A 25898-nucleotide genomic window follows, 5' to 3' on the forward strand; every position below is an offset into this window, starting at 1 on the left:
GTCACGGCCCCTCCCGTGCTCAGACCCGTGCGAGGACCTCGCCGTGCAGCAGGCTGAACCAGCCGTCGGGATCCTCGGCCCAGGCCAGCACCTCCGCAGCGATCGCCTCCCGCTCCGCGGCGTCGGCCCACTGCTCGCGCTCGAGCTGCTGGGCGAACGGCCCGGCGGTGAGCCTCCCGGCGAGGGTCTCCGCCCAGGCCGCGCGCGTCTCCGGGGTCGCGTACAGCCAGGTCGAGGAGCCGGATGCGACGTCCTCCACCCCGGCCTCGTGGGCCCAGGCGAGCAGTCGCCGCCCGGCATCCGGGGTGCCGCCGTTGGCGCGGGCGGCTCGCAGGTACAGGGCGAGCCAGCGATCGATCGCGGGCACCTCGGGATACCAGCGGAAGCCCTCGTAGTCACTGTCCCGCAGGGCGATGACTCCGCCGGGCCGGGTGACGCGGCGGGCCTCCGCGATCGCGGCCACCGGCTGCGGGAGGTGCTGGAGCACCTGGTGGGCGTGGACCACGTCGACGCTGTCGTCGGCCAGCGGCAGCGCCTGCGCATCACCGACCAGCACCCGGACGGCGCCGAGCCCCTGCCTCACGAGCTCGGCGCGGGTGATCTCCGCGGACTGTTCGGAGACCTCCAGCGCGGTGACGTTCTGGGGGCCGACGATCCGGGCGAGATCCGCCGTGATCGTGCCCGCGCCGCTGCCCACGTCCAGCAGCTGCTGCCCGGGCCGCAGGAGCGGCAGCAGGTGGGCGGCGGAGTTCTGCGCGGTGCGGGCGCGGTGGCTGTCCAGCACGGCAGCGCCGTAGCCGTGGGTGTAGGCGGGGGCGCGGTCCGAGGTGTCTGCGTGACCTGGCATGGGCCGACGCTACGCCGCCCGGGTGGCACCGGGCAGGGGCGACCGACTGCTGGGCGCAGTGCGGGAACACGTCCACGGTCTCGTCGGGAGGGAGGACGTCATCGGGCACACCGGCCTCGGGCGCCGGGACGTTCACGATCCGTCGGTACCCGGCTCACCGTCGGTCGCCCGGTGCCGGAGGGCCGCGCGCCGGTCCCCGAGGGCGGCGGTGATCACCACCGCGATCCCCACGACCGCGCCGATCACGGTCTCCAGCACACGGGCCTGGAGCATCGTCCCGATCGGCTGCGGATGCGCGAGCTGGACCATGAGCAGGGCCAGCGGGGTGATGAACAGCAGCGCGAAGGAGTAGTTGCGCAGCACGTACATCTCGGCGAGGAACTGCAGGACCACCACCCACACCACGAGCTGCCAGGGCTCGGCGGGGAAGGACAGCAGGAAGGCGGTGGTCACGATGCCGAGCGTGGTGCCGATGATGCGGTGCAGCCCGCGCTCGACCTGCAGGGTGCGCCCCGGGGCCGACAGCGGCGCTATCGCCGCGATCTGCGCCCAGTAGGGGAAGGGCAGCCCGGAGGCGAGGCCCAGCACCCCGGCGATCGCGGCGGCGAGCGCGAACCGGCCGAACTCGGCGCCCAGCTGCGCCCGGGACCAGGACTCCGCGGCGGGCCGGACGTCGGCCCCGGGATGACGCTCCCCCGCCCAGTGGCCGAGCAGGCCCAGCACGACGCACAGGGAGGCGCAGGCGCCCGCGATGAGGAACGCGGCCCAGATCGGGGCGGCGGGCGGCGCGGAGGCGATGGCGGCGACCGCGAACAGCGGGAAGATCGCGCCGCCCGGCTTCAGGCCGAGCCGGAGCACCAGGGCCGCGGCGAGCCCCGCCACGACGGATCCCACCCCCAGGGCGGTCCAGGACCCCGCCGTGGTGCCCATCGACTCCCCGAGCTGCGCGAGGGTGGCGCCGATGGTGACGCACACGGTCAGCAGCGCACCGGCCATCGACTGGCGCCGGAAGCGCATGCGTGTCGGCTCGTACTTGGAGTAGATCCCGGTGAAGGCCCCGAAGCCGACGTACATCGCCCAGTCGACGTGTCCTGTCACCAGGAGCACGGACAGCGGGATCGCGAGCCCGAGGGCGATGCGGAACGCCGGGATGTGGTCCACGCGGCTGGGCCCGAGGCTGAGCAGGCGCTTCGTCGAGGCCTGGATCCGGGTGGACGCTGCGGGCACGGGTCTCCTTCCGGGCGGCCTGCGCGGACCGGGCCGCGGACCGTCCCTGCACTGGTGGCGGTGGTCGACGGGGACGGCGCGCTGAACGCGGGCGACCACTCGGCGCCCGACGGGCGGTGAGATGGCCGAGGCCTCCTCGGGGCCGCGTGCACGGAGCACGGGCCCCTCCACCTTAGGCCGACGAACCGCGCCGGTCACGCCGCCCGTGGGACACTGCACGTCACGTCCCCGTCCCACCCCGTCGTCCGGCCGCGGCCGGCCCTCCTGCTCCGGAGCCGACATGACCTCCCCCGATCCCACCCGCTCCCCCGCCCCAGCCGCTCCCGTCGGCGGTGCCGGCGTCATCGAGACCACCGGCATCGAGATCATCGCCGAGTCCGAGCGGACCGCGCGGCCCCGCGATCTGATCTGGCCCTGGTTCGCCGCGAACGTGTCGGTGTTCGGGATGAGCTACGGCTCCTACCTGCTGGGCTTCGGGATCAGTTTCGTCCAGGCCACGGTCGTCGCGATCCTCGGCATCATCATCAGCTTCCTGCTGTGCGGTCTGGTGGCGATCGCCGGCAAGCGCGGCAGCGCGCCGACGATGGTGCTCTCGCGCGCCGCCTTCGGCGTGCACGGGCAGAAGGTGCCGGGGATCGTCTCCTGGTTGACCTCGATCGGCTGGGAGACGTCGCTGGCGATCTCCGCGGTGCTGGCCACCGCCACCGTGTTCGACGTGCTGGGCGTGGGGTCCGGACAGGCGGTGACCGTGATCGCTGCGATCCTCATCGCCGCGCTGATCGTCACCGCGAGCGTGCTCGGCTACCACACGATCATGCGCCTGCAGTCGATCCTGACCTGGGCGACCGGCGCCATGACCATTCTGTTCATGATCCTCACGATCCCGCACATCGACTGGGCGGGCGTGGCCTCGATGCCGAGCGGGCCCCCGCAGGCGATGATCGGGGCGCTGGTGATGGTGATGACCGGCTTCGGCCTCGGCTGGATCAACATCGCCGCGGACTGGTCGCGCTACCAGAGGCGCTCCGCGTCCGACGCCTCGATCGTCGCGTGGAACACGATCGGCGGGGCGGCCGCCCCCGTGGTGCTGGTGATCGTCGGACTGCTGCTGGCCGGCTCCGATCCGGAGCTGGCGGGCGCCATCGAGGGCGATCCCATCGGCGCGCTGATCTCCATCCTGCCGCTGTGGGCCCTGGTGCCCTTCTGGATCGTGGCCGTGCTGACCCTGGTCTCCGGCGCCGTGCTGGGCATCTACTCCTCGGGACTGACCCTGATCAGTCTGGGGATCCGCATCCCGCGTCCGGCGGCCGCCGCGGTCGACGGAGTGATCCTGACCGTCGGCACCATCTGGGTCGCGTTCTTCGCCACCAGCTTCATCGGTCCGTTCCAGAGCTTCCTGATCACCCTCGGGGTCCCGATCGCGGCCTGGGCCGGCATCCTCATCGCCGACGTCCTCACCCGTCGGGCGGACTACGACGAACGTGCCCTGTTCGATCCCCGCGGCCGCTACGGCTCGATCGACGGGATCTCGATCGTGACCATGGTGGTCGCCTCGGTCCTGGGATGGGGGCTGGTCGTCAACTCCTTCACCGAGGCCGCGCCGTGGAACAACTGGCAGGGCTACCTGCTGGAGCCGCTCGGGCTGAGCACCTATGTCGACGATCCGGCCGGGGCGTACTGGGACGGCAACTGGGCGTACTCCAACATCGGGGTGCTGCTGGCGCTGGTGCTCGGCTTCGCCGTGACCTGGTTCGCCCGACGGGGTCGGATCCGCCGGCAGGAGCGGGACGCATGAGCGACCGCTCCTGGCTGCTCGTCGTCGACCCGCAGCGGATCTTCGCCGACCCGGCCTCCGACTGGGCCTCTCCCTTCTGGGACGACGCCTGGTCGCGGATCCGGGAGCTCGCCGAGCACGTCGGACCCGAGCGCACCCTGGTGACCCGCTGGCTGCCCACGGCCGACCGCACCACCGCCTGGGGCGAGTACTTCCGTGCCTGGCCCTTCGCGGACGTCCCCGCGACCGATCCGCTCTACGACCTGGTCGACGGCGCCCGAGAGCTCACCGTCCACCCCACGATCGACGAGCCCACCTTCGGCAAGTGGGGCCCGCAGCTCGCCGGGATCGTCGGCCCCCACCCGGACCTGCTGCTCACCGGCGTCTCGACGGACTGCTGCGTGATCACGACGGCCCTGGCCGCAGCCGACGCCGGTGCGCGCCTCAGCGTGGTCCGGGATGCCTGCGCCGCCTCGACGGCCGCCGACGGCGCAGCGGCGGTGCAGGTCATGGGGCTGTTCCCGCCTCAGATCGACGTCACCTCGAGCACAGAGGTGCTCGGCTCCACACCGTGACATGCTGGACATCGGGCAGCACGAGAGGCGGGGCGGCACGGACGACGCTGCGGGCGCCGACATGGCCCGAGGACGAGCAGAAGGGGCAGACATGGTCGAGAAGGACGAGATCGTGATCGCCGGCGCGGCCGGACGGCAGGTCCTGTGCGGGCACTGCGGTGCCGACCAGGACCGCTGGCGGCGGGTGCTGCTGAACTCCGGCACCTCCGAACTCCTCGGCTTCGCCGCCTTCAGCCCCGAGGCCATCGCGCTGACCTGCACCCGCTGCGGGAAGATGGTGGAGTTCGCCGACGGCGCCCTGGACCTGCGCTCCGCCCCGCAGCGGTGACCGCCCCGCTGCTCACCCTCGGCCACGGCCGCCTGGACCGCACCGAGCTGACCGAGCTGCTGCACGGTGCCGGGATCGAGCAGCTGGTGGACGTGCGCCGCTTCCCGGGCTCGCGCACGAACGACGCCGCGGCGAAGGGCGCCGTCGAGCAGATCTGCACGGCGGCCGGGATCGCCTACCGGTGGGACGAGCGCCTGGGCGGGCGGCGCCGGCTCACCAAGGACGAGGACGCGACCTCCCCCGACACCTGGTGGAGGGTCGCCCAGTTCCGCGCCTACGCCGCATGGACCCGCAGCGAGGAGTTCCGGGCCGGGATCGAGGACCTGCGCGCCGACGTGGGCCGCACCCGCACCGCGGTGATGTGCTCGGAGGCCGTGTGGTGGCGCTGCCACCGCCGGCTCATCGCCGACCTGATGCTCCTGGAGCACGACGTGGAGGTTCTCGACCTCATGCACTCGGGGCGGCAGCGGCCGCACGAGGTGAGCCCCGGGGCGCGCCGGGACGCGGCGGGCCGCGTGGTGTGGGACCTCCCGGACGATTCCCCCGTCACGGACTGACCTCGCCACGGACCGTCCTGACGTACATCCGGCTGACCACTCGACTGCTGACCGACGCTCGCCAGGAGCTCCTGGCGCGGCCGGAGCGCTGACGCTGATGGGAGATCGACGGCGCGCACCGTGACCCCGTCCGAGAATCTCGTTGCCCCTCGGACCCCATGCCGCTAGCGTCCTGCGCATGCACATCCCTCTGCCCCGCACCGCCCTGCTCACCGGCGTCGGCCGCCGTCGCGGCATCGCCGCCGCGATCGCCCGGGGGCTCGCGGCCGACGGCTACGACCTGGCGCTGAACTACTTCGAGCCCTACGACCGTCGGGTCCTCGGCGAGAGCTCGGACGTCGAACTTCTCGCCGACGAGCTGCGGGAATCGGGACGCCGCGTGGAGCTGCTCCCCGGGGACCTCGGGGACCCCCGCGTCCCGCCATCGCTCATGGCCGATGCGCACGACGCCCTGGGCCCGCTCGGAGCGCTCGTGACCTGCCACTGCGAATCCGTGGACTCCTCGATCCTGGACACCACCGTGGAGAGCTTCGACCGTCACTACGCCGTGAACGTGCGCGCCACCTGGCAGCTGCTGAAGGCCTTCGCCGAGCAGGTCGAGCCCGGCACGGAAGCACCCGGCGGCGCCATGATCGCCCTGACCAGCGACCACACCGTGCACAACCTCCCCTACGGCGCGACCAAGGGGGCGCTGGACCGCCTGGTGCTGGCCGGCACCCACGAACTCGCCGACCGCGGGATCCGCACCAACCTGATCAACCCCGGTCCGATCGACACCGGGTGGATGACCGAGGAGGTGCGCCGGGCGGGCGCGGCGCAGACGCCGGGCGGTGAGCTCGGCTCCACGGACACCGTCGCCGACCTCGTGCGCTTCCTGATCTCCGAGCGGGGCGCCTGGATCCGGGGCCAGCTGCTCTATTCCAACGGAGGCTTCGCGACCCCGGCTCTGTGAGGCTCCGAGCGGGCCCGCTCAGCGGGCGACCGTCTCATGCTCCGCGCGGGATCGCCTCGGCGCTGTCGACCGCCCTGGCGCCGTCAGCCGCTCCGGCGCCGTCAGCCGCCCCACCGTTGTCAGCCGCCCCGGCGCCGGCGACGCTCCTCGTCGTCCGCACCGACGGCAGCAGGTGTCCGCGGCGACCTGCGAGGACGAGCATCACGAGCCCTGCGGCGAGCCCCATCAGCACGCTGATCAGGGATCCCTCGACGCCCATGGTCCCGCCGGTCAACCACGTGGGCCCGTCCGTCTCGACCAGGAGCAGACCGCTCTGCTGCCTCGTCCCGGAGATGGTCGAGGAGTACACGCCACCCTGCACCGCGTTCCAGGCGATGTGGATCCCGATCACGAGCCACAGCCGACGGGTCAGGATGTAGGCGGCGCCCAACAGCACCCCGGCCTCGATCACGAGGCCGAGAGCCGTCAGGACGGTCGCCCCGTCGTTCATCAGGTGCATCAGCCCGAACACGAGCGAGGTGATCGCGAGCGCCGCCCAGCTGCCCAGCCAAGCGTCGAGCAGGCGCAGCAGGATCCCGCGGAACAGGATCTCCTCGATGACTCCGGCGCCGATGCCGAGCGCGAGCGGCGCCAGCAGCTGCGGGGACGGGGCGAGCCCCGCGACGCGGTAGCCGCCGAGGAGCGCGATGAGTCCCACGCTGAGCGAGATCAGCGCGGCGCCGATCACCAGGCCCAGCACCAACTCGGCGAGCTTCCCCGGGCCCCGCAGGGCGAGGCCGGGACTGCGGCCGAGCTGTCCGACGATCAGGAGGTATCCGCCCATCGCGACGGCGGCGCCCATCACGGCCCCGAGCAGGAGCGCCCAGCCGGCGGTCCCCTGCGCGGGGGAGCCTCCCGCGGCTGCGGTCCCGAACCAGGCTGTAGCGATCAGCACTGCCTCGGCGACGATGAACAGGACGATACCGAGCAGCAGCTGTGCCCAGCGGCGACGGTCGCCCCGGTCGACGGGGCTGGGTTCCGGTGATCTCATGACCTCGAGGATGTGCCTCTGTGCACCCGCTGTCACGACCCCTGGACGGTTCGTCGCGGTGGCCCCTGCCCCTGCGGGGGGCCGGCCCGACACTCACGCTCCGGGCCACCCGACACCACCTGCTCGGCGACGCGGACGCCGGAGCCCCGGGCAATCGGCGCTCAAACGCCCTCGGGTCAACCGGCGCTCAAATGCCCTCGGGTCAACCGGCGCTCAAGCGCCCTCGGGGCTCTCGTCGGCCTCGGTGTGCTGCGCGCGCACGGCCCCGCAGCGCCAACAGGGAGCGCCCGGGTCCCGGGCCCCGTCCTCCTCGGGCATGGCACCGCACTCCGGGCACAGCAGACCGAGCCAGCACGCCGCCTCGCCGACGGGGCCGGCCGCGTCGACGTCCTCGTCCACCGCTGACTCCTCGCGCAGGATCATCCGCGGACCGGTCCACCCGGCCTCGTGCTCACGACTCTACGCCGCGGGCCGTCCCGCCGCCTCGTGCCCGTCGCGCGTCGTGCCCGGCCCGCGTCGCGCCCGTGCCGCGTCGCGCCCGTCGGTCCTCGCGCAGTCGGCCTCAGTGCTCCGAGTTCGAGGGGCTCTCGTCGTCGGACGGCGTGGGGGTCTTCGGGGCGAACAGGAGCGATGCCACGATCGCGCCGCCCATGGCGACCAGGATGAAGCTCAGCGAGAGCCAGATCGGCACCTCGGGGATCTTCTCCAGCACCGAGAAGCCGGGGATGAAGTGCAGAGGAGCCTCGTGGATGGCGTGGATCAGCAGCTTGATGCCGATGAACCCGAGGATGGCGGCGATGCCGTAGTGCAGATAGGCCAGGCGTTCCATGAGCCCGCCCAGCAGGAAGTACAGCTGGCGCAGCCCCATCAGGGCGAACAGGTTGGCCGTGAAGACCAGGAACGGGTTCTGGGTGACCGCGAAGATCGCCGGGATCGAGTCCAGCGCGAACATCACGTCGGTCAGGCCGATGGTGATGAACACGAGCAGCATCGGGGTGAACAGCTTCTTCCCGTTCACCACCGTGCGCAGGTTGTTCCCGTCGTAGTCCTCGGAGACCGGGAGCACCCGTCGCACCGTGCGCATGATGAAGGAGTCGGAGCCGTCGTCCTCCTCCTCACGGGTCTGCTTCCAGGCCGTGTACAGCAGGAACAGCCCGAAGATGTAGAAGACCTCGGCGAAGCTGTTGATGATCACCGCGCCCGCCACGATGAACAGGGCACGCGCGATCAGCGCGATGATGATGCCCACCATCAGCACTTCCTGCTGGTACTTCTTCGGCACGGCGAACTTCGACATGATCACGATGAAGACGAACAGGTTGTCGATGCTCAGCGAGTACTCGAGCAGCCAGCCGGTGACGAACTCGGAGGCCGGCGCCATACCTCCTACGAAGAACAGCACCACCGCGAAGATGAGGGCCAGGCTGACGTAGAAGCCGATCCACGCGGCGCACTCCTTCATGGAGGGCAGGTGGGGCCGCTTGATGACCAGCAGGAGGTCGGTGAGGAGGATGGCCACGAGCACGACCAGTGCCGCGATCTCGAAGCCGAGGTGAAGCTGTCCCATGTGAAGTCTTTCGGATGTCGTGGAGGATCGTCCCGAAGGGCCGGGGCGGGCTGGATCCGGGCAGCCCCGCTCCAGGGTACTCGCGAGGCAGCCCGGCCACGGCCAGAGAGGGGACGGTCACAGAAGCCGCCGTCCCCTGTGCCCGCGCCGAGCACGCAGCCGATGACGTCAGACGGAGCCGATGACGTCCCGGAAGCGGCGCAACCGCTCGTCCTGGCTCTCGAAGAACTCCGCCGGGGTGCCGTCCTGGACGACCCGCCCGTCCTCGAGGAACACCACCCGGTCGGCGACCTCCCGGGCGAAGGCCAGCGAGTGGGTCACCACCACCAGGGTGCGGTGCTCGGCGGCGAGGCCCGCCAGCACGGACACGACCTCGGCCGCCAGTTCCGGGTCCAGCGCGGAGGTGGGCTCGTCGAACAGCAGGAAGTCGGGATCCATCGCGAGGGCACGGGCGATCGCCACCCGCTGCTGCTGGCCGCCGGAGAGGCGGTCGGGGTAGGCATCGACCTTGTCTGCCAGCCCGACCTTCGCGAGGGTTGCTCGGCCGCGCTCCTCGGCCTCGCCGCGGCCGAGTCCGCGGACCTCGATCGGCGCCAGGGTCACGTTGCCCAGCGCCGTCAGGTGCGGGAACAGATTGAACTGCTGGAAGACCATGGTCGAGCGGGAGCGGACGGCGCGCAGCGTGCGCGCAGAGATCTTCCCGCCCACCTCGATCGGCCCCTCCCCCAGGTCGATCTGCCCGGCATCGGGCAGCTCCAGCAGATTGATGCAGCGCAGCAGGGTCGATTTGCCCGAGCCGGATGGTCCCAGCAGCACCGTGGTGCGGCCGCGCTCCACCTCGAGGGAGATGTCCTCCAGCGCCACCAGCTCCCCGAAGCTCTTGCGGAGTGCGGACAGGCGCAGCGGCCCGCCTCCCGGCGTGGGGGTCGGATCAGGTGCTGCGGACATGACGGGACACCTTCTTCTCCAGGAGGTTCTGCAGGACGCTCAGCAGCGAGACCACCATCAGGTAGATCAGAGCTACCAGGCTGTACATGATCAGGGGCTCGAAGGTGGTGGCGGCCACCTGCCGGCCGACCTGGAACACGTCGATCAGGGTGATGGCGAAGACGAGGCTCGTGCCCTTGACCAGGTCGATGAAGTCATTGGCGACCGGGGGGATGGCGATGCGCATCGCCTGCGGGGCGACCACCTTGCGGAAGGTGGTCGCCCGTGACAGGTTCAGGGTCTGGGCGGCTTCGAACTGACCCCGTGGGATGGACAGGATCGAGGCCCGCACGGCCTCGGAGGAGTACGCCCCGGTGTTCAGCGCCAGGGTGACGACCGCGGCCGGGAACGCGTCGAGCTCGATGCCGACGTTGGGCAGCCCGAAGAACACGATGAACAGCTGCACCACCAGCGGTGTGCCGCGGAAGAGCTGCAGATACGCCCAGGCCACCAGCTTCAGCGGGGCGGGGGCGTACAGGCGCGTGAGGGCCACGACCACCGCGATCGCCAGGGCGATCGCGAAAGATATCAGCGACAGCGGGATCGTGACCTGGACCAGCGCCGCCAGCATGCGTGGCAGCGAGTCGATCCACAGCTCGAGGAAGTGCGGCATCAGCGGATCAGGCCTCCGGGGTGATGTCCTCGCCCACCCATTCCTGGTAGATCGCCGTCAGCGAGCCGTCGGACTTCATGCCGTCGAGGATCGAGTTCACCTCGGCCACGAGCGCGTCCTGGCCCTTCTGCATGATCACGCCGACGGTGGTGTCGCTGGGCAGGTCCGCGTCCAGGACCCGGAACTTCGTGTCCGGGTTCTCCTCCTGGTACGTCTGGAAGGCGATGAAGTCATTGGCCGTGGCGTCGGCCCGCCCCTGGACCACCAGGGCGATGGCCTCGGCGAACCCCTGCACGGGGACGACCTCGGCACCGAGCTCCTCCACCTGCTGGGCCCAATTGGACGTCGCGGTCTGCGCCGCGGTGGCCCCGTCGAGGTCCTCGAGGGTCTGGATGTCGGAGTCGACCGGCACCGCGATGCGCCCGATGGACCGTGCATAGGGCTCGGAGAAGGCGTAGGCCTCCTGCCGTTCGGGAGTGATGCCGACGTTGTTGATCACCAGGTCGTAGCGGTCCACGTCCAGCCCGGCGATCAGCGAATCCCACTCGGTCTCGATGTACTCGGGGGTCGCCCCCAGGCCCTCGGCGACGGCGTCGGCGATCTCCTTCTCGAAGCCGACCAGGTCGCCGCTCTCGTCGTGGAAGGCGTAGGGACGGTAGGTGCCCTCGAGCCCGATGCGGACCGTGCCGGATTCCTGAATGCGGGCGAGGACGTCCTCGCCGTCGGAGCCGCCGTCGGAGCCGCCGTCGGATTCGCCGCCGGAACCGCCCGCATCGGAACTGCAGGCGGCAAGGACAGCGGCGATGCCGACACCGCCGACGGTCAGGGCGATGCGGCGGGTGGGGCGGAAGGAGCTGGCCATCTCATGTCCTCAGGTCGTGGGGGTGTCGTCGTACCGTCGGCCGACTCCGGGCGATTCGCGCCGGACGACTCGTCGAGTCTAAGCGCTACCTATGGCGACCAGAAGGAATGTTGCGCAGTGTGTGCTCTGGGCCCCAGAGGCCCGGGTGCGTCCCGGGCGTCGCGGATCTCCGGATCTCAGCCCCTCGCGCCCAGCACCCCGACCGTCCGCCACGCCTCGGCCACGGCCCCGTGCTGGGCCGATCCCTCGCCGTGGCGCCGGATCGCGGCGTCGAGCGTAGCGCGGGCGAACGCGTCGAAATCGGCGTCCTTGGGGAGCCCGCCGCGGGTCAGCGCGTCGTACCAGAGAGGTCCGGCGCCCTCCCAGGAGGTGCCGCCGATCCCGGTGGCGGCGAGGTAGAACGCCCGGTTGGCGATGCCGGAGTTGATGTGCACGCCCCCGTTGTCGTTCTCCGCGTCGTGCGGGAGGTCCGCGTACTCGTCCATCGACGCGGTCTGCGGGTCCTTGCCGAGCACGGGATCGTCGTAGGCGGTGCCGGGGGCCTTCATCGAACGCAGCGCCTCGCCCTGGACGGCGTCGGTGAAAACGCCCTCACCGATCAGCCAGTCGGCCTCCTGGGCGCTCTGGTCCAGCACCTGTTGCTTGACCATCGATCCGAAGCAGTCGGCCACGGACTCGTGGAGCGCCCCGGGTTGGCCGACGTAGATGAGCCCGGCGGAGAACTGGACGACGCCGTGGGTCAGCTCATGGCCGATCACGTCCACAGCGTTGGTGAAGGAGCGGAAGTACACCCCGTCGCCGTCGCCGAAGATCATCTGCTCGCCGTCCCAGAAGGCGTTCTCGAAATCCTGGCCGTAATGGACGGTGGCGATCAGCTCCATGCCCGCGTCGTCCAAGGAGTTGCGGTCGAAGGCCTGGTCGTACAGGGTCCAGGTGGCGCCGAGGCCGTCGTAGGCCTCGTCGACGGATTCGTCGCCGCTGGACTCCTGACCCTCCTCACGCACCAGGACGCCCGGCAGGGTGGTGCCACCGCGGGCGTCGTGGATGCTGCGGTGCACCGTGGTGGCCCCCGCCTCCGCGGCAGGCTCCCTCGCGCCGGCGGCCCGAGCCTCGTCCGTCCCGGGGCGGGGCCCCTCGGCACCTCGGCGGTCTCCTTCCAGGCGTCTGCGCAGATGCGGGGGCACCAGCCCCGCAGCCGACCCGGAGGCGCCGGACCCGCGGGAGCGCTCCGCCCGGACCTCCCGACCACCCGCGACGCGGCGGCCGATGTCCAGGGTCCGGGCGGCCGCCTCGGCCTGCGGGTCGGCACCGGCGGCGGCGATCTGCGCGAGCAGGTGCGGGGGGATGATCCCGCAGATCGCGGGTGGGTGAGGGGCGTCACGTCGAGTGCTCATGGCACCAGCATGGACCCGGGCGCCGACAAGCGGAACCCGGCGGCCTCGCCGACCCCTCACCCCTCACCCCTCACCCCTCACCCCTCACCCCTCACCCCTCACCCCTCAAGAGGATCGACCTCTGCGCTGCTGTTGCCATAACGCGCAGAAGGAACGTCTTCGCAGAAGTCGACCGGATGGCGCCGGCGGGCAGACCGGATGGCGCCGCGGGCAGGGTGGCGAGCGGGCCGGCGGGCAGGGTGGCGGGCGGGGGCCGGCGGGCGGATCAGCGCAGCTCGCCGATGACCTCCTGGACCGCGGCCAGCAGTGAGCCGTCGAGCAGACGCGCCTCGGCCTCGGCGATGTCGGGGGCGAGGAAGCGGTCCGGGCCGGGGCCCTCGACGGTGCGGCGCAGCACGGCGATCGCGGCGGCGGAGGCCTCCGACGGGGCCAGCGGCGCGCGCAGGTCGATCGCGCGGGCGGCGGTGAGCAGCTCGATCGCCAGCACCCGACGCAGGTTCTCCACGCTGGTGCGCAGCTTGCGGGCGGCGTGCCAGCCCATCGAGACGTGGTCCTCCTGCATGGCCGAGGAGGGGATGGAGTCGACGCTCGCCGGGACCGCGAGGCGCTTCATCTCCGAGACCAGGGCGGCCTGGGTGTACTGGGCGATCATGAAGCCGGAGTCCACGCCGGGGTCATCGGCCAGGAACGGCGGCAGCCCGTGGGAGCGGGACTTGTCCAGCATCCGGTCCGTGCGGCGCTCGGCGATCGAGGCGAGGTCCGCGCCGACCACGGCGAGGAAGTCCAGCACGTACGCCACCGGCGCACCGTGGAAGTTGCCGTTGGAGGTCACGGTGCCGTCCTCCAACACGACGGGGTTGTCGATCGCGGCGGCCAGCTCGCGCTCGGCGACGGTGCGGGCGTGCTCGATGGTGTCGCGCACGCCGCCGGCGACCTGCGGGGCGCAGCGCAGCGAGTAGGCGTCCTGGACCCGGGATCCCGCGGCGGCGACGTCGGCGATGATCGGGGACCCCGCGAGCAGACCGTGGATGTTCGCGGCCGACGCCGCTTGGCCGGGGTGCGGACGCAGCGGCGCGTGCAGCTCGGGCACGAACACGTTGTCGCGGCCGCGGAGCCCCTGCACGGTCAGCGCGGTGGTGAGGTCCGCGGTGCGCACCAGCTCGTCGAGGTCGGCGATCGCCATCAGCAGCATGCCGAGCATGCCGTCGGTGCCGTTGATCAGCGCCAGGCCCTCCTTCTCCTCGAGCAGCACCGGCTCGATCCCTGCCTCGTCGAGCAGCTCGGGCACGGGGCGCTCGACCCCGTCGCGGTCGCGGGCGCGCCCCTCCCCCATGAGCACGATCGCGCAATGGCTGAGCGGAGCGAGATCCCCGGAGCAGCCCAGCGATCCATACTCGTGGACGATCGGGGTGATCTGGGCGTTCAGCAGCGCGAGGATCGTCTCGACCACGACGGGGCGCACGCCGGTGCGGCCGGAGGCCAGGGTCCGGGCGCGCAGCAGCATCAGGGCCCGGACCACCTCGGTCTCCACCTCGGGGCCCGCGCCCGCGGCGTGGGAACGGATCAGGGAGCGTTGGAGGGCGTGGCGCATGCTCGGCGGGATCGCGGTGTCGGCGAGCGCGCCGAAGCCGGTGGAGACGCCGTAGACGGGGGTGTCCCCGGCGGCGAGGGCGTCGATGTGGGCGCGCACCGCGGCGACCTGCTCGCGAGCGGCGGGGTCGAGCTCCACCCGGGCGCGGCGGCGGGCGACGGCGAGGACGTCGGCGGCGGTGAGGCCGGACGTGGACAGGACGACGGGAGGGGTCACGGGGAACCTTTCGGAGTATTTTCGGGGTAGGAGAGGACGGGGAGTGGCTGACCGCCCCGTCTACAGCAGCAGGTGCGCCAGCGGCGCGGTGATCAGGATGGTGAGCACCACCCGCACGAACCAGAGCACCACCAGGTGTCCCACGTTCACGGGGATCCTCGTGGCCAGCACCGAGGGCACCAGGGCGGAGAAGAACACGATCTGCGAGACGGCGGTGACGCCGACGGTGAAGCGCAGCACCTCCGATTCGTGGCCGGCGACCACGGTGGCCGGCAGGAACATCTCGGCGATGCCCACGGCCACGGCTTTGCCGGCGAGTGCCGGGTCGGGCAGCTGCACGAGGTGGGCGACGGGCACGAAGATCCATCCGATCAGGTCGAACAACGGGGTGTAGGTGGCCAGCAGCAGGCCGGCCAGTCCGATCGACAGGATCGAGGGGACGATCGCGGCGGCCATCAGCACACCGTCCCGGAAGGTCGCCCAGCTGCCCCGGACCACGCCGGGGGCGACGGCCAGGGCGCGCATCGCCTCGTCCCAGGCCTGAGCGACGCGGTGTCCGCGGGAGACCGGCTCCGGCAGGTGATCGGCACCCTCGTAGGGATCGTCGGCCACCCCGCTCAGCGGCGGGATCCGCACCGTGATCGCGGTGACCGCGAAGGTGATCGCGAGCGTGAGGAAGAAGTAGAGCGTCCAGTGCTCCATGAGGTCCAGGGTGCTGGCCACGATCACCATGAAGGTCGCCGAGACGGTGGAGAAGCCGGTGGCGATGATCGCGGCCTCCTTGCCGGTGTACCGGCCCTCGCGGTAGACGCGGTCGGTGATCAGCAGCGCGAGGGAGTAGGAGCCGACGAAGGAGGCGACGGCGTCGACCGCGGCGCGTCCGGGCACCTTCCACACCGGGCGCATGATCGGCTGCACCAGCACCCCGATGAACTCCATCAACCCGTAGTTGATCAGCAGCGCCAGGAACACGGCTCCGACGGGAACGATGAGGCCCACGGGAATCCCGAGGCTCTCCCACAGGAAGGGGCCGATATCGGGGTTCGCCAGCGGTCCCGGGTAGTAGCCGGCCGCCGCGCAGATCGCGACGAGGAGCCCGACGATGTTCGCGAGCGCGAACACGGTGCGCAGCGCTCCGTGGCGCCAGGATCCGGTGACGAAGGGGCGGACCGTGCCGAGGGCGACCAGGGCGACCACCACCCAGGGGACGACGGGGCCCAGCACCCACATCACGAAGGACAGCGCGTGGTCCACCAGGATCGTGGACTCCCCACCGATCTCGACGGAGACGAAGAACATCGCCAGGCCGATCGCGCTGTAGACGAAGAATCGCCAGCGGCGGGGCGGGACCTCGCGCTCCGTGCCGTCGGCGGCGAGCACGGAGCGGGCACGGTCGGCGGCGACGTCCTCGAAGGGCTGCCGTCCGGTCCCCGAGCGGGGCCCGGTGCGGCCGGGGTCGTTCACGGCGTCGGACGTCGTCATCGTCGAGATCGTCCTTTCGGGTCAGGGGACGGGAGCAGGACCGGGCCAGGGGCGGGGAGGCGTCGGATGCGCGGGTCAGGTGAGGCGGACGCCGGCGCGCCACACCTCGTGGGTGAGCGGCATCCCGGGCCGGTAGGCGAGGTGGATGGCGGCGGAGGCGTCGAGCACGTGCAGGTCGGCGCGGGCTCCGACCCCGAGGTGCCCGACGTCCGTGCGGCGCAGGGCGAGCGCCCCGCCGCGGGTGGCGGCGCGCACGGCCTCGGCCAGCGAGAGGTGCATCTGCAGCACGGCGGTCGTGACGCAGAAGCTCATGGAGCTCGTATAGCTGGTGCCGGGGTTGCAGTTCGAGGCGATCGCGACCGTGGCGCCGGCGTCCAGCAGCTCCCGGGCGGGGGCGAGCGGGGCGCGGGTGGAGAGGTCGCAGGCCGGCAGGACGGTCGCGACCGTCGGCCCGGCGTCGACGGCGAGCCGGTCCGGGTCGGTCCCCGGCGCGGTGGGGCGTGCGGCCGTCGCGGCGAGCGCCTCGACGTCGGCCGGGGCGAGATGGTTCACGTGGTCCACGCTCGCCGCCCCGAGCTCGGCGGCCAGCGCCACGCCGCCGGAGCGGCCCAGCTGATGGCCGTGCACGCGCAGGCCGAGACCCGCCACGGCGCCGGCGCGCAGCACGCATGCGGACTGCGCGGGGTCGAAGGCGCCCTCCTCGCAGAACACGTCGATCCAGCGCACGTGCGGGGCGACGACGGAGAGCATCTCCCCGGTGACCAGGTCGACGTAGTCCTCGGCACGGCCCTCGTACTCGCGCGGCACCAGGTGCGCGCCGAGGAACGTCACCTCGTCGAGCTCCCCGGCCGCGACCAGCGCCGAGGCGAGCTCGGCGGCCCGCAGCTCCTCCGCGACGGTGAGCCCGTAGCCGGTCTTGGTCTCCAGGCAGGTCGTCCCGCCGCGGACGGCCTCCGCGATCCGGCCGCGCACCAGCGCCCTCAGGTGCTCGTCGGTGGCGGAGCGGGTGGCGCCGGTGGTGACGGAGATGCCGCCGGCGCTGTAGGACTGCCCGGCCATCCGGGCCTCGAACTCGGCGGCGCGGTCGCCGTCGAAGATCAGATGACTGTGCGAGTCGACCCAACCGGGCAGCACGGCCCGACCGCCCAGGTCCTCGGCCGTATCGGCCGACGGGGCCTCGGCGGCAGGGCCGGTCCACGCGACGCGGCCGTCCTCGATGACCAGTGCCGCGTCGCGTCGGACCTGCCCGTCGGCCACCCCGCTGTGTGCGGGGTCGTCGAGCGCGGGATCGAGGGTCCACAGCTCGCTGATGCCGGAGATCAGGGTGCTCGTCATACCGGGGCCTCCTGCGGGTGGGGGTGGGGAGCGCATGCCCGGGGTTGGTCCGAACGGTCGGTCGGGACGGCTCCGGGACGGGGATCGGCGCGGGAGGGCGTCAGTCGCGCCGAAGGGGAGTCATCGGGACCCGCACGCCGCGCTCGTGGGCGACCTGGTCGGCGCGCGAGTAGCCGGCGTCGACGTGGCGGATCACGCCCATCGCGGGATCGTTGGTCAGCAGACGCTCGAGCTTGCGCCCCGCGAGCTCGGTGCCGTCGGCCAGGCCCACCTGGCCGGCGTGGATCGACCGGCCGATGCCGACGCCGCCGCCGTGGTGGATGGAGACCCAGGTGGCGCCGGAGGAGGTGGCGGTCAGGGCATTCAGCAGCGGCCAGTCGGCAATCGCGTCGGAGCCGTCGAGCATCGCCTCGGTCTCGCGGTACGGGGAGGCGACGGACCCGGAGTCGAGGTGGTCGCGGCCGATGACGATCGGGGCCGTGACCTTGCCGTCGCGCACGAGGTCGTTGAAGAGCATCCCGGCGCGGTGCCGCTCCCCATAGCCGAGCCAGCAGATGCGGGCGGGCAGGCCCTCGAACTCGACGTACTCGTCGGCCGCGTCGAGCCAGCGGTGCAGGTGCGCGTTCTCGGGGAACAGCTCCTTCAGCGCCGCATCGGTGACCTTGATGTCCTCGGGGTCGCCGGACAGCGCCACCCAGCGGAAGGGGCCGAGGCCCTCGCAGAACAGGGGGCGGATGTAGGCGGGCACGAAGCCGGGGAAGGCGAAGGCGCGGTCATAGCCGGCGTGGCGGGCCTCGTCCCGGATGGAGTTGCCGTAGTCGAACACCTCGGCACCGGCGTCCTGGAACTCGACCATGGCCTGGACCTGCCGGGCCATGGACTCGCGGGACTTCTTCGTGAAGCCCTCCTCGTCGGCCGCGGCCTCACGGTGCCATTCCTCGACGCTCACCTCGGTGGGGAGGTAGCTCAGGGGGTCGTGGGCGCTGGTCTGATCGGTGACGACGTCGATGTGGACATCGCCGGCCCGATGACGTTCGAGCAGGGCGGGGAAGATCTCGGCGGCGTTGCCGACGATGCCGATCGAGAGTCCGCGCCTGTCCGCCTTGGCGGCGTTGGCGCGAGTGATGGCGTCCTCGAGGTCGTCCGCGATCTCGTGGCAGTAGCGCTTGGCGACGCGGCGCTCGAGGCGGGCGCGGTCGACGTCCGCGATCAGGCACACGCCGTCGTTGAGGGTCACCGCCAGGGGCTGGGCCCCGCCCATGCCGCCGCAGCCGCCGGTCAGGGTGATGGTGCCGGCGAGCGTTCCGCCGAAACGCTTGGCGGCCACCGCGGCGAAGGTCTCGTAGGTGCCCTGGAGGATACCCTGGGTGGCGATGTAGATCCACGAGCCGGCGGTCATCTGCCCGTACATGGTCAGGCCCTCGGCCTCGAGCGTGCGGAACTCGGGCCAGGTGGCCCAGTCGCCGACCAGGTTGGAATTGGCCAGCAGCACGCGGGGCGCCCATTCGTGGGTGCGCAGCACACCGACGGGCTTGCCGGACTGGACCAGCAGCGTCTCGTCCTCCTCCAGATCCTGCAGGGTCTCGACGATCGCGTCGTAGGCGTCCCAGGACCGGGCGGCGCGGCCGGTCCCGCCGTAGACGACGAGGTCGTCGGGGCGCTCGGCGACCTCGGGGTCGAGGTTGTTCATGAGCATGCGCAGGGGGGCCTCGGTCTGCCAGGACTTCGCGCTGAGATCGGTGCCGCGGGGGGCGCGGACAGGGCGGGCTCCGGGGAGGGTCATCTCTGGCTCCTGGGTTCGGGGGTCGGGGTCTGTCGCGGTGTTCGACCCAGGACAGCACCCGGGCCGATACCGGGTCGAGAGGGTCGGGAGCGATCGTGTCCGGTATCCCGGACAGCAGGAGCGGTCGACGGGCGCGCCCGGAGGCGGACGGTTCGGTCGACGACGGTCACCGCGATCGGCCCATGGCGGCCGGATCGACCGGTCGCGGCGGAGGCCCACCGGGGGCGATCGAGGTCAGACGACGACGGAGGGTTCGTCCCGCTCCCGGTCCTGGGCGGCGCGCTCCTGGGTGACCAGCTCCCAGGTGCGCAGCAGGCGGGGGGCGGCGAGGATCACGAGCCCGCCGATCATGTTCAGCGGGATCACCCAGCAGAGCCAGACCAGCCAGTCGAGGTAGGGGATGTCGGCCCCGGTGTGCATCGCCCCGAAGATCACCGCGGAGCTCAGCGCGCCGTGGAGCATCCCCAGGCCCACCACCAGCAGCCCGGAGATCAGAGAGTTCGCGAGCGTCGCGATCCCTTCGCTGGATCCCTGGTTCATGCGGGTGATGAGCGTGATCGTGAAGCCCGCCAGCACGGCGAGGGCGCCGGTCTCGAGGGTCAGCCCTTTGTCCATGTAGCTCGTGGCCGTCTCGATCAGGTCGTCCTCGAAGACCGGGAAGGCGGCCACCACGATCCAGGCGAAGGCCCATCCGCCCAGCAGGTTCGTCACCAGCGTCGTCGCCCACAGGCGCAGCAGCTGCAGCCAGGTGCCGTGATGGGAGACGACCGCGTTCAGGGGCAGCAGGAAGTCCTCGGTGAACAGCTCCGAGTGTGCGAGCCGCATCGCGTACAGGCCGATGCCGAAGGCGAGCCCGCCGAGCAGCTTCGAATCGGTCGCGTGCAGCACGGCGAGCATCGCCATCAGGCCGAGGCCGACGTCGATCCCGCCGAACAGTCCGGTGATGATCAGGGCCCGCCACGTGCGGTTCAGCCGGTTGGCGCCCTCGGCAACCGTGTTGCGGAACTCCTCGACCAGCGCGTCCTCGACGGGCTCGTCGGTCGCTCCGAGGCGTCGGCGTTCCTCGGCCTCGTCGCGCTTGTGCTGTCGGACCATCGGCGCCGCCCCTCTCCAGGAGTTCCTGCGTCGGGCACGCTATCAGCAGCAGCCCTGTCACCCGGTGAACGCCGCGTCACGCCGATCTCTCCGGGAGGGGTCCGCCGAGCCTCCGGGTGATCTCCGCGGCGGCGGCGCGCACGGCGGCCGTGCAGCGCTCGCGATCGGCCTCGGTGACACGTGCCTCCTCGAAGGTGATCGCGACCGAGGCCGCGGGCCAGCCGGCGTGATCGCGGACCACCGCCGCCACCGAGGCGAGCTCCTCGGTGACCTCCCCGGTCTCGTGGGCGACCCCGTCGGCCCGCACCCGGGCCAGCAGCTCTCGCAGATCGCGCGGGCCCTCGGGGCCCCTGACCGCGGTCCGGGCCGTGAAGTCGGCGCGGGTGCCGAAGAGGGCGCGCAGCTGCGCCGGGGGGAGCTCGGCCAGGATCGCGCGGCCGCTCGCGGTCAGGTGCGCGGACAGTCGCACCCCGACGTCGGTCACCAGACCGGGCCGGTTCCGGGCGCGCTCCTCGATCACGTAGAGGACGTCCCGGCCGTGCAGCACCGCGAGGTGCCCGGACTCCCCGACCTCGTCGACCATCGCCTCCATCACGCGGCGACCGATCCGCGCCAGCGGCTCCTGGCGCAGGAAGGCGCCGGAGAGCTCATGGGCCGCCGGGCCCAGCCCGTACACCCGCTCCTGGTCCAGATGCATGACGAACCCGTGCTCGACCAGCGTCGCGAGCAGGTCGTAGGTGCGCGAGCGGGGCAGGTCGAGCTCGTCGGCGATGCGGGCGGCGGCGATCGGCGAGCGCTGCGCGGCGAGGAAGGTCAGCATCCGCACCGTCGCGTCGGCGGCAGGGACTTTCGGGGGTGCCATGATGGTCCAGGATGCCACCCGGACCACGAGCTGAGGAGCCTCGATGACGACCTCCCCCGACACCACCTCACTCTGGAGCGGCCGGCACGACGGCGACGGCCCCGAGCACGCCCGCTGGCACCAGCGGGTGCAGGTGGTGGGAGCCGAGGGCACCTCGGCCGAGTCGCCGTCGGCCGAGTCCTCGTCGGCCGAGCCCCCACACATCGCCCTGCTGGGTTTTCGCTCGGACGAGGGAGTGCGCCGCAACCGCGGGCGGGTCGGGGCTGCCGACGGTCCGGCGGCGCTGCGACGCGCGCTGGCACCGCTGGCGCTGCACGGGCCGTTGGCCGACGGTGCGGTGGGCCTGCACGATCTGGGAGACGCGGAGACGACCGGGGAGGACCTCGAGGGAGGACAGGCCCGTGCGGCGGCGCTGACCAGCGCGGCGCTGGATCGGCCCGGTGCCCGGCTGAGCGTGGTGCTCGGCGGCGGGCACGAGACCGCCTGGTCCTCGTATCGAGGGCTGATGGGCTCCGGTCTCGGACCGCGGGCGGGACAGCGCTGGGGGGTGATGAACCTCGATGCCCATTTCGACCTGCGCGAGGAACCGCGAGCCACCTCCGGCACCCCCTTCGCCCAGATGGCCGGCGCCGAACAGCAGGCGGGCCGCGACCTGCGCTACGCGGTGCTCGGGATCGCCGAGCCCTCCAACACCGGCACCCTGTTCGCTCGGGCCCGAGAGCTCGGCGTCACCTGGCGGACCGATCAGCAATGCCTGGAGGCGGGCGCCGACGGGGTCCGGGAGTTCGTCGAGGAGTTCGCCGCTGAGCTGGACATTCTCTACCTCACGATCGACATGGACGTGCTGCCGGCCGCGACCGCGCCGGGCGTCTCCGCCCCGGCGGCCTACGGGGTCCCGCTGCCGCTGATCGCGGCGGCCGTGCGCGCCGCGGCGGGCAGTGGGAAGCTCGCCCTGGTGGACGTGGTGGAGCTGAATCCGTCGCTCGACGCCGACGGGCGCACCGCCCGTGCGGCCGCCCGCCTCATCGACGACGCCGTGCGCGAGGTCGCCCGCGGCGATGCCTGAGACGGTCTCACGGAGTGGAGGTCTGACGCGTCGCTATCGCCTCCTCCATCCGACGCGTCAGACCGTCTGCTCTGCTCCAGCGACCTCCGGGGCGTGCTCCGTCGGCCGCCAGCGGGCGTCGACCAGCTGGAACAGCCGGCAGTCGGCCCAGTCCCCGCCGAGGCGCAGGTAGGAGGGGGCGAGCCCGTACTCGAAGAAGCCGCAGCGCTGAAGCAGATGCACCGAGATGTCGTTGCCGACCTGCACCTCGGCCTGCAGTCGGTGCAGGCGCAGCGCCCCGAAGGCCACGGCGATCGCGGCGCGGACGGCGTGCGTGGCGATGCCGCGGCCCGTGACGAGGTGGTCCACCCAGTAGCCGAGCGAGGCGGACTCGAAGGCGCCCCGAGTGATCCCCGAGAGGGTCAGGCGGCCGACCAGACACACCTCCCCCTGCTCCTCGAGCCAGATCCCCAGAGGCAGGCTGCGCCCGGCTTCGCGGGCGGCGAGCGCGTGGGCGATCGCGGTGCGCTGACCTGCTTCGGTGAACCAGTCCTCGGAGCGGGCCGGCGCGCCGATCAGCAGAAGATCGCGGTTGCGGGTCTCGAGATCGACCAGTGCAGGGGCATCGGAGGAGGTGAGCGTGCGCAGGGTGACCTGCTCAGGGCTCACTGGGCCGGCTGCTGCGCGGCGGTGCGGGACGACGGGATCGGGCTCGTCGGGGTGGCAGACGGGGTCGTCGGACATGCACCTCAGTATCCGGTACGCCCGTCGATCGCCTCGCGCAGCAGGTCGAGATGTCCGAGATGGCGGGCGTATTCCTCGATCAGATGGCTGAGGATCCAGCGCAGATTCACCGTCTCGCCGCGGCGCAGCCCGCGCACGGGCCCGTCGAGGTCCGTCCAGCTCGCCTGCGCGGCACGGGTGGCGACGAGCTCTGCGCGGTACCGCTCGACATCGGCCCCGGCGGTCGCGGGATCGACGTCGTCGAAGTCCCCCTCCCGGCTGGTCACCGTGCAGTACAGGTCAGGCTGCTCCTCGTCCAGCAGGACCTCGCGCAGCCAGTACGCCTCGACCTCGGTGAGGTGGCGGACGAGACCGATCGGGCTCATGGTCGACGGCGGCACGGAGCGACGGCACAGCTGATCGGGGCCCAGGCCGTCGATCTTCAGCAGCAGGCTCTGGCGATAGAAGTCGACCCAGTGATCGAGGGTCTCCCGCTCGGGAGCGGTCATCGGTCCGAAGCGGCGGGGATCGTGAGCTGTCATGGCGATCAGGTTTCCACGGACGCCGGCGCTCGACCAGCGAATTCTCGAGGGGAGCGCACCGGGGACGGATCGCGCCTCGCCTCAGCGCGGCGCGACCCGCCTCACAGCAGCGTCTGGGCGAGGGTCACGGCCGCGACCCCGCCCAGCAGCACGGAGAACAGCAGAGTCAGCGTCGATGGGCGTGCCCTGGTCGACAGCGGCCCCCCGAGGAGACCGCCGACGGCCGAGCCGGCCGCGAAGATCAGCGTGGTCGCCCAGTCGATCTGCACCTCGGTGCCGAGGCGGGCCAGCAGGCTGGAGGCCGTCGCGATCACCATCACCAGCAGGCTGGTCCCGGAGGCACGACGCATCGCCAGGCCCAGCGCGATCACCAGCATCGGCACCACGATGAAGCCGCCGCCCACGCCGAAGAAACCGGTGAGGAATCCGGTGACGGTCGCCGTGACCAGGACGATCGGGAGGCGCGGGGAGGCGGGAGCGGCCGGCGTCGTCGGCAGCTCGGGCTCGCCGTGATGGCGCTGGATCCCGTCGGCCGACTCGACGGTGTCGGGGCCGGGCTGGTCCAGCACGGGATCGTCGTGGGTGGTCACCGGCTCGTCGGCCTCGTGCTCCGCCCGCCAGGAGTGCGCGGCGGCCTCGGCGCGCTCCTCCGCGCGGCTGCGCAGCCCTCGGCGCAGCATCATCACCGCCACGCCGACGAGCATCACGCCGAACAGGGTGAGCAGAACGGGCGCCGGCACCAGCGAGGACAGGCGGGAGCCGACGATCGCCCCGACGACCGAGACCCCAGCGAACACGAGCCCGTTGCGCCATTCGACGTTCCCGTGACGGGCATGGTGCGGCAGGCTGACCAGCGCGGTGATCAGCACGATGATCAGGCTGGAGGCCGTCGCGGAGTGCGCGGGCATGCCGAGCAGGAACACCAGGACGGGCACGGCGAGGATCCCGCCGCCCGCACCGAGCGCCCCGACCACGATCCCGACACCGACCCCGACGCCGATCGCGAGCAGGGCGAGCTCCATGGGCGGACTCCTGGGGGACGGCGGAACAGGTCGGCATCCAAGGTACTCGCTCACCGCCGGTCCCCGGGCCGGCGGCCGCGGAGAGTCAGCCGGCGGCCGCGGAGGATCAGTCGGCGGCCACGTAGGATCGAAGGCCCGTCCCAGGAGGTGCCATGGTTCCCGGTCAGCCCGGCCATCCCACGGCCCTGCTGGATCCCGCGTCCCCCGCGATGGGGCGGCGGCTGGTCGAGGCCTGGGCCGATGGCACACTGGCCCTCCCCCGGCGCGGGGGCGTCTCCCCGCTGCCCCTGCCCGGACTGCATCGGTCGGTGCAGCGGTCCTCGCTCTCCGGCACCGCGCACGCGGTCCTGGCGGGAGTCGGCGAGCGCTTCGCCGCCTGGCGCGTGATCCCGCAGAAGAAAGCGCCGGTCATCGTGCGGATCCCGCACGTCGCCCCGTCGGAGCTGCACCAGGGCCTCGTCCACGAGATCGCGGCGCTGACCCTGTCCCCGCGCTGGGTGGGGCCCGTCCCGATCGCCGTGCACGACGACCCGAGCACCAGCCCCCTCGGCCATCCGTACGTGGTGACCTCCGACGTGTCGGGCACCGCGGCGGCTCCCGAGGCCTGGACGCAGCGACATCTGGACGCCCATGCCGCTCGTCTCGCGCAGCTGCACGCCGTCCCCGCTCCGGGGCGCGGACCGATCACCCTCGGCGAGGACCCCTGGGCCGCGGTCCCGCCCGGAACGCCCTCCCTGCTGCACGAGGTGGAGCAGGAGGTCGCCTCCTGGGAGGAGCAGCACGGCATCGTGCTCGCCGAGCACGGCCTGGAGCCGTTCCTGGCGGCCGCGCGGGAACGCGTCGCCGGCATCGAGGGGGAGATCGCGGAGCTGGACGGGTTCGTCCTCGCCCACGGCGACCTGTGCACCACGAACATCATGTGGGAGCACGGCGGCGCGGGGCCTGCCGCCGACGGGGACGGCGCGCGGGACCGGCCCGGCCCCGTCGTGCGCTACATCGACTTCGAGTGGGCCCAGGGTGATGATCCCGCCCGTGACCTGGCGATCATCGGCGGCGCCGTGCACGGAGGACCCTGGTACGTGCCGCTTCCCGAGGAGCAGGTGACGACGTTCGTCGACGCCTATGTGCGCGCCCGCGCCGAGCACGGCGAGGTGCCGTCCTCGATCGCCGACGTCGATGCGCTGCGGCGGCGGATGCGGGCGTGGACCGCGTACGAGCGCACCGCGATGCTGGTGCACGTCGCCTCGCGCGCGGCGACCCGGGCCTCGCACCGTCGGGTGCTGCCGGTGCTGCGCGGAACTCTGGCCGCCGAGCTGGGCATCGAGGTCTGAGCGTCCCGGCATCCCGGGCGCCGGGACAGCCGGCACGGCCGAGCACGACGGGAGGGTCGAGCACAGCCGGAGGCTCGAGCACAGCGGGACGGCCGAGCACGGCGGGACCGCGTCCTGACCGGCCCCTCCGCGGGTGTGACCGAGCAGCCGTCCGGTCC

Annotated in this window: 25 protein-coding genes; 7 read left to right on the plus strand and 18 right to left on the minus strand. The window is 72.2% G+C overall.

What is annotated here, in order from left to right; genetic code table 11:
* Nucleotides 1-19 precede the first annotated feature (19 nt).
* Both BH708_RS12530 and BH708_RS12535 read right to left on the minus strand, forming a co-directional pair.
* On the minus strand, nt 20-847 hold the full coding sequence (locus tag BH708_RS12530; RefSeq protein ID WP_076809127.1) for a methyltransferase domain-containing protein: 828 nt from the start codon (nt 845-847) through the stop codon (nt 20-22).
* Between the two features lie 132 nt (nt 848-979).
* Entirely contained in the window at nt 980-2074 is a 1095-nt protein-coding gene (locus BH708_RS12535; protein ID WP_076809129.1) for an FUSC family protein, read from the minus strand.
* A gap of 280 nt (nt 2075-2354) precedes the next feature.
* On the opposite strand from BH708_RS12535, the gene BH708_RS12540 reads away from it, so the two are divergent.
* The 5 genes from BH708_RS12540 to BH708_RS12560 all read left to right on the plus strand — a co-directional run bounded on the left by BH708_RS12540 (nt 2355) and on the right by BH708_RS12560 (nt 6260).
* Nucleotides 2355-3869, plus strand: coding sequence for a cytosine permease (locus BH708_RS12540; protein ID WP_076809131.1), 1515 nt, complete (start codon nt 2355-2357; stop codon nt 3867-3869).
* Entirely contained in the window at nt 3866-4423 is a 558-nt protein-coding gene (locus tag BH708_RS12545; RefSeq protein ID WP_076809133.1) for a cysteine hydrolase family protein, read from the plus strand. Before BH708_RS12540 ends, BH708_RS12545 begins: the two co-directional genes overlap by 4 nt.
* Nucleotides 4424-4514: 91 nt before the next feature.
* Nucleotides 4515-4751: a hypothetical protein gene (locus BH708_RS12550; protein WP_157235937.1), complete on the plus strand. Its 237-nt coding sequence runs from the start codon at nt 4515-4517 to the stop codon at nt 4749-4751.
* A complete protein-coding gene (locus BH708_RS12555; RefSeq protein WP_076809138.1) occupies nt 4748-5308 on the plus strand; it encodes a DUF488 family protein in 561 nt (186 codons plus the stop codon). The genes BH708_RS12550 and BH708_RS12555 overlap by 4 nt, the downstream gene beginning before the upstream one ends.
* Nucleotides 5309-5486: 178 nt before the next feature.
* Nucleotides 5487-6260 carry an SDR family oxidoreductase gene (locus BH708_RS12560; protein WP_076809140.1) on the plus strand — a complete coding sequence of 258 codons (774 nt, stop codon included), beginning with the start codon at nt 5487-5489 and terminating at the stop codon, nt 6258-6260.
* Between the two features lie 34 nt (nt 6261-6294).
* Here the strand turns inward: BH708_RS12560 and BH708_RS12565 are convergent, their stop codons facing one another.
* The 13 genes from BH708_RS12565 to BH708_RS12625 all read right to left on the minus strand — a co-directional run bounded on the left by BH708_RS12565 (nt 6295) and on the right by BH708_RS12625 (nt 21077).
* Entirely contained in the window at nt 6295-7290 is a 996-nt protein-coding gene (locus BH708_RS12565; protein WP_076809142.1) for a CPBP family intramembrane glutamic endopeptidase, read from the minus strand.
* A 213-nt stretch (nt 7291-7503) separates the two neighbouring features.
* Nucleotides 7504-7689, minus strand: a complete 186-nt coding sequence (locus tag BH708_RS12570; RefSeq protein WP_216639469.1) for a hypothetical protein — start codon at nt 7687-7689, stop codon at nt 7504-7506.
* Between the two features lie 163 nt (nt 7690-7852).
* The gene (locus BH708_RS12575) at nt 7853-8857 is read right to left on the minus strand and encodes a TerC family protein (protein WP_076809147.1); all 1005 of its coding nucleotides are present in this window, start codon (nt 8855-8857) and stop codon (nt 7853-7855) included.
* A 168-nt stretch (nt 8858-9025) separates the two neighbouring features.
* Nucleotides 9026-9805, minus strand: coding sequence for an amino acid ABC transporter ATP-binding protein (locus BH708_RS12580; RefSeq protein WP_076809149.1), 780 nt, complete (start codon nt 9803-9805; stop codon nt 9026-9028).
* Nucleotides 9789-10457: an amino acid ABC transporter permease gene (locus tag BH708_RS12585; protein WP_076809151.1), complete on the minus strand. Its 669-nt coding sequence runs from the start codon at nt 10455-10457 to the stop codon at nt 9789-9791. The genes BH708_RS12580 and BH708_RS12585 overlap by 17 nt, the downstream gene beginning before the upstream one ends.
* A 7-nt stretch (nt 10458-10464) precedes the next feature.
* Nucleotides 10465-11319, minus strand: a complete 855-nt coding sequence (locus BH708_RS12590; RefSeq protein ID WP_076809152.1) for a transporter substrate-binding domain-containing protein — start codon at nt 11317-11319, stop codon at nt 10465-10467.
* 176 nt (nt 11320-11495) lie between these two features.
* Entirely contained in the window at nt 11496-12713 is a 1218-nt protein-coding gene (locus tag BH708_RS12595; RefSeq protein ID WP_076809153.1) for a M4 family metallopeptidase, read from the minus strand.
* A gap of 265 nt (nt 12714-12978) precedes the next feature.
* Nucleotides 12979-14520: a histidine ammonia-lyase gene (gene hutH / locus BH708_RS12600; protein WP_076809154.1), complete on the minus strand. Its 1542-nt coding sequence runs from the start codon at nt 14518-14520 to the stop codon at nt 12979-12981.
* 60 nt (nt 14521-14580) lie between these two features.
* Nucleotides 14581-16002, minus strand: a complete 1422-nt coding sequence (locus tag BH708_RS12605; RefSeq protein ID WP_083713562.1) for a YjiH family protein — start codon at nt 16000-16002, stop codon at nt 14581-14583.
* 75 nt (nt 16003-16077) lie between these two features.
* Entirely contained in the window at nt 16078-17337 is a 1260-nt protein-coding gene (gene hutI, locus BH708_RS12610) for an imidazolonepropionase (protein ID WP_076809156.1), read from the minus strand.
* A gap of 100 nt (nt 17338-17437) precedes the next feature.
* Nucleotides 17438-19120, minus strand: coding sequence for a urocanate hydratase (gene hutU / locus BH708_RS12615; protein WP_076809158.1), 1683 nt, complete (start codon nt 19118-19120; stop codon nt 17438-17440).
* Nucleotides 19121-19354: 234 nt separating this feature from the next.
* Entirely contained in the window at nt 19355-20215 is an 861-nt protein-coding gene (locus tag BH708_RS12620) for a formate/nitrite transporter family protein (RefSeq protein ID WP_076809160.1), read from the minus strand.
* A gap of 76 nt (nt 20216-20291) precedes the next feature.
* A complete protein-coding gene (locus BH708_RS12625) occupies nt 20292-21077 on the minus strand; it encodes an IclR family transcriptional regulator (RefSeq protein WP_076811237.1) in 786 nt (261 codons plus the stop codon).
* A 43-nt stretch (nt 21078-21120) separates the two neighbouring features.
* Between BH708_RS12625 and hutG the strand changes: the two genes are divergently transcribed.
* A complete protein-coding gene (hutG, locus tag BH708_RS12630) occupies nt 21121-22143 on the plus strand; it encodes a formimidoylglutamase (RefSeq protein WP_076809163.1) in 1023 nt (340 codons plus the stop codon).
* A 57-nt stretch (nt 22144-22200) separates the two neighbouring features.
* Here hutG and BH708_RS12635 read toward each other — a convergent pair whose 3' ends face one another.
* The 3 genes from BH708_RS12635 to BH708_RS12645 all read right to left on the minus strand — a co-directional run bounded on the left by BH708_RS12635 (nt 22201) and on the right by BH708_RS12645 (nt 24409).
* Nucleotides 22201-22866, minus strand: coding sequence for a GNAT family N-acetyltransferase (locus BH708_RS12635; protein ID WP_083713564.1), 666 nt, complete (start codon nt 22864-22866; stop codon nt 22201-22203).
* Between the two features lie 5 nt (nt 22867-22871).
* Complete coding sequence (locus BH708_RS12640) at nt 22872-23387, minus strand: DinB family protein (RefSeq protein ID WP_076809165.1); 516 nt, start codon at nt 23385-23387, stop codon at nt 22872-22874.
* Nucleotides 23388-23488: 101 nt separating this feature from the next.
* The gene (locus tag BH708_RS12645; protein WP_076809167.1) at nt 23489-24409 is read right to left on the minus strand and encodes a sulfite exporter TauE/SafE family protein; all 921 of its coding nucleotides are present in this window, start codon (nt 24407-24409) and stop codon (nt 23489-23491) included.
* A 152-nt stretch (nt 24410-24561) separates the two neighbouring features.
* Between BH708_RS12645 and BH708_RS12650 the strand changes: the two genes are divergently transcribed.
* Complete coding sequence (locus BH708_RS12650) at nt 24562-25740, plus strand: phosphotransferase family protein (protein ID WP_076809170.1); 1179 nt, start codon at nt 24562-24564, stop codon at nt 25738-25740.
* The last annotated feature ends 158 nt before the right edge of the window (nt 25741-25898 follow it).

The sequence above is a fragment of the Brachybacterium sp. P6-10-X1 genome (genome assembly GCF_001969445.1).
Classification (GTDB): domain Bacteria; phylum Actinomycetota; class Actinomycetes; order Actinomycetales; family Dermabacteraceae; genus Brachybacterium.